Raw genomic sequence first — 2,848 nt, 5'->3', positions numbered from 1 at the left:
CGGTGGCGGTGCTGCTCTGCAGCGCCGCGGTCACCCCGAGCCCGACGACGAAGGCGTTGGCGCGGTAGCGCAGACTCTCCCCCAGCACCCGCCGCAGCTCCGAGCCGAAGGCGCGCATCACCCCGGTGGACACCATGTGCACGCCCCACAGCAGCAGCGCCACATGGCCTGCGAGCGTCAGGAAGGTCAGCGTGCCGGTCATGCGGCCCTCAGGGACAATGCGGGTCTCCATCGGTCAGGATTGAAGGGATGCCGGACCTTAGGATGCGGGCGATGCGGGCAATGGCTCGCAACCGTCAAGCCGGCGGCGAGATTGAGACAGAGCGCATGAGCATCGAAGCGTAGCCGTTGCTGTCTTCGTCCCCTCGCCCCCCGACGAGAGATCTGCCGCTTGCCTCCCCGAGTCAGCCTGGTCGCCGCAACAACATTCTCCATCCGGCCCGAGCCTTCTTTCGTCGCGGGTCCCGAGCGCGCCGGACGCGGACAACGAGCAACGGCGGTCCGGCGCCACTCAGACGACCGGTCGCGGTAGCCGTCTCACAGCTTCGCAGCACCCGTCTCGACGAAATCGGGGCGAGAGCCAGCCCCTTTGCACACCATTTCGTCCAGGGCGAGACTCTGTGTCTCGTTCAAGTGCCGATGTCTCGGTTGCGGGGAGAGGAAATGGAGAGCTCGGACATCCCGGCCGCCTCGGTCTCTCTCGCCAGGTCGGCGATCCACCCCCAGAAAGTGGCGAACCAGGCCCAACTCTCGGCCAGGAAGCGGTCGGTCAGCGCGATCCGGTGCAACCGCCGGTCCTGTTCGACCAGCCCGGCGACCTCGGCGCGGTTCAGCACGCTGCGAACATGGGAATGCGAGACGCCCAGCCGGGCTGCCATGTCCCGCGTCTCGACATCGAACCAGCGCGGCCCCCTTCCTCCGGTCGTGGCTGCGTGGTGCGCGTGCAGCAGGATCAAGGCAATCCGGTCGCCACAGTCAAAGCGGTCGAACCAGGCCCAGGCACCGTCGCCGGTCATCACCCGCCGCGTGCGCGCCAGCAGCCCGCGCGACAATCCGAGGAAACGGCGATACAGCACCTCGTCCGCGATCAGCCGATCGACACTCCTTTGCGGCACCAGGCCCACTGTCTTCGCGCAGTGCAGATGGTGTGACAGCCACTGGCGCAGGCCGTCGATCAGTGGCGGCAACGGCACTAGATAGGCCGACCGGCCGTCATGCGGCACGGGCTCGACGGCTAGGAAGCCGGCGGCGCGCAGCAGGGCGACGAAGCCTGCGAGCGTCCGGGCATGGCCCATCTCCTGCTGGATCGCTCGCAGTGTTGGCCGGGGCCCCAGGCCGAGCAGGGCCTCGTGATGCATCACCACGATCAGCCCCGCCGCATGGGATTGCAGATTGCGGCCGAAGATCTTGTTCACCAGCCGCTCGCCGAGATGCATCCGCAGGATCGCGTCTACGCATTGGCCGATCGCTGCCCGATAGCCCTCGTCGTCCAGTGCAGACGGTGGCGTCGATGTCCAGGCGAGGCGTGGCGGCTGGGGCTGGCCTCCGTCCGGTTCGAGCATCCCCACAGGCTTCCTCCTCCCACAACCCCAGATAGATGCAAACTTTGGACTGTTCGCCCATAGGAAGCATTCCTACCATAAAGGGGCCGGATCTCTCCGGCGCCGTGCGGGCGCCGGACGGCTTGGGGTGTCCACACGGATCGGAGGGGTTCCATGTGCGTGTTGTGCTATCATGAAAATGTGTCCCGGGGCCTGTCCCGTCGGTCCATTCTCGGGGTGGGGGCGGGCCTGGCGCTGGCCGGCGGCTTGTCCCGCCAGGCCCTGGCGCAGGCCGAGCCGGCCACTCCGGCGCCCACGCCGCTGACCGGCGAGGAAGCGCTGAAACGGCTGATAGAGGGCAACGCCCGCTACGTCGCCAACGCCCCGAACCAACGCGACTTCTCGGCCGGGCGCGCGGCCCGGGACCGCTCGCAGCACCCATTTGCCTCGATCGTCAGCTGCGCCGATTCGCGCGTCGCGCCGGAACTCGCCTTCGACCAAGGCGCCGGCGACCTCTTCGTCGTCCGCGTCGCCGGCAACTTCGTCAATGAGGACGGTCTGGCCAGCCTCGAATACGGTGCCGCGGTGCTGCAGTCGCCGCTGATCCTGGTGCTCGGCCACACCCGCTGCGGCGCCGTCTCCTCGACCATCGACGTGGTCAAGAACGGCACCCAGCTGCCCGGCCATCTGCCGTCCCTGATCAATGCCATTCGCCCAGCCGTGCTCGACGCCCAGAAGGGCAAGCCCGCCGACCTGCTCGAGGCCGCGACCGAAGCCAACGTTCGGCTGACCGTCGACCGGCTGAAGGGCGCGGCCCCGATCCTGGCCGACCGCGTCGCCGCGAAGAAGCTTCTCGTGGTCGGCGGCATCTACGAGCTGGCGACGGGAAAGGTGAAGCTGATCTAGTCTGCGCCTGCAGGCCCGCGCCGCTCCACCGGCGCGGGCGCCTCGCTTGCGGGGGCACATGACGGGCTGACAGGGGGATCAGCACGGCGCTGGCCGTGCTGGCGGCGATCGCAGTCGTCGCCACGACCTGGATCGCTGCCCCGGTCTTCGCGCCGGTCGCCTTCTCCCTCTTCGTCATCGCCGTCGTCTAGCACTACAGTTGCGATTTTCGTTTGAGATGAGCGTCTCGGGCAGCGGCCTGGTGGGTAACTTCGGCTGGATGATCCGCTGGCGCCGTCTCGTGCGCGACTACGAGAAGCGCATCGACGTCTCCCGCGCCATGATCCTCGTCGCCATGGGCGGCATCATGCTCCGCCGAAACGCCCATCCGTGAATTTCCAAACAGACTCTTAGTCTTACTG

At 67.8% G+C, this 2,848-nt stretch carries 2 protein-coding genes and 2 pseudogenes; 2 read left to right on the top strand and 2 right to left on the bottom strand.

From position 1 onward, the window contains the following. Positions 1-202 (bottom strand): annotated as a pseudogene (locus AAHM41_RS39785) (Na/Pi cotransporter family protein); the annotation flags it as partial. Between the two features lie 427 nt (positions 203-629). Beyond that, the gene (locus tag AAHM41_RS39780) at positions 630-1,562 is read right to left on the bottom strand and encodes a hypothetical protein (RefSeq protein ID WP_342242177.1); all 933 of its coding nucleotides are present in this window, start codon (positions 1,560-1,562) and stop codon (positions 630-632) included. Positions 1,563-1,778: 216 nt separating this feature from the next. On the opposite strand from AAHM41_RS39780, the gene AAHM41_RS39775 reads away from it, so the two are divergent. Further along, positions 1,779-2,447, top strand: coding sequence for a carbonic anhydrase (locus tag AAHM41_RS39775; RefSeq protein WP_342242176.1), 669 nt, complete (start codon positions 1,779-1,781; stop codon positions 2,445-2,447). Positions 2,448-2,697: 250 nt separating this feature from the next. Next, positions 2,698-2,820: pseudogene (locus AAHM41_RS39770) on the top strand (IS5/IS1182 family transposase); the annotation flags it as partial. Between the last annotated feature and the right edge of the window lie 28 nt (positions 2,821-2,848).

The sequence above is a fragment of the Inquilinus sp. OTU3971 genome, assembly GCF_038440215.1.
This window is presented reverse-complemented; position numbering and strand designations above follow the sequence as displayed.

What these genes read in the sequence shown, in the direction of transcription:
- AAHM41_RS39780 (WP_342242177.1), bottom strand. Translation starts at nt 1,562, where the DNA reads ATGCTCGAACCGGACGGAGGCCAGCCCCAGCCGCCACGCCTCGCCTGG.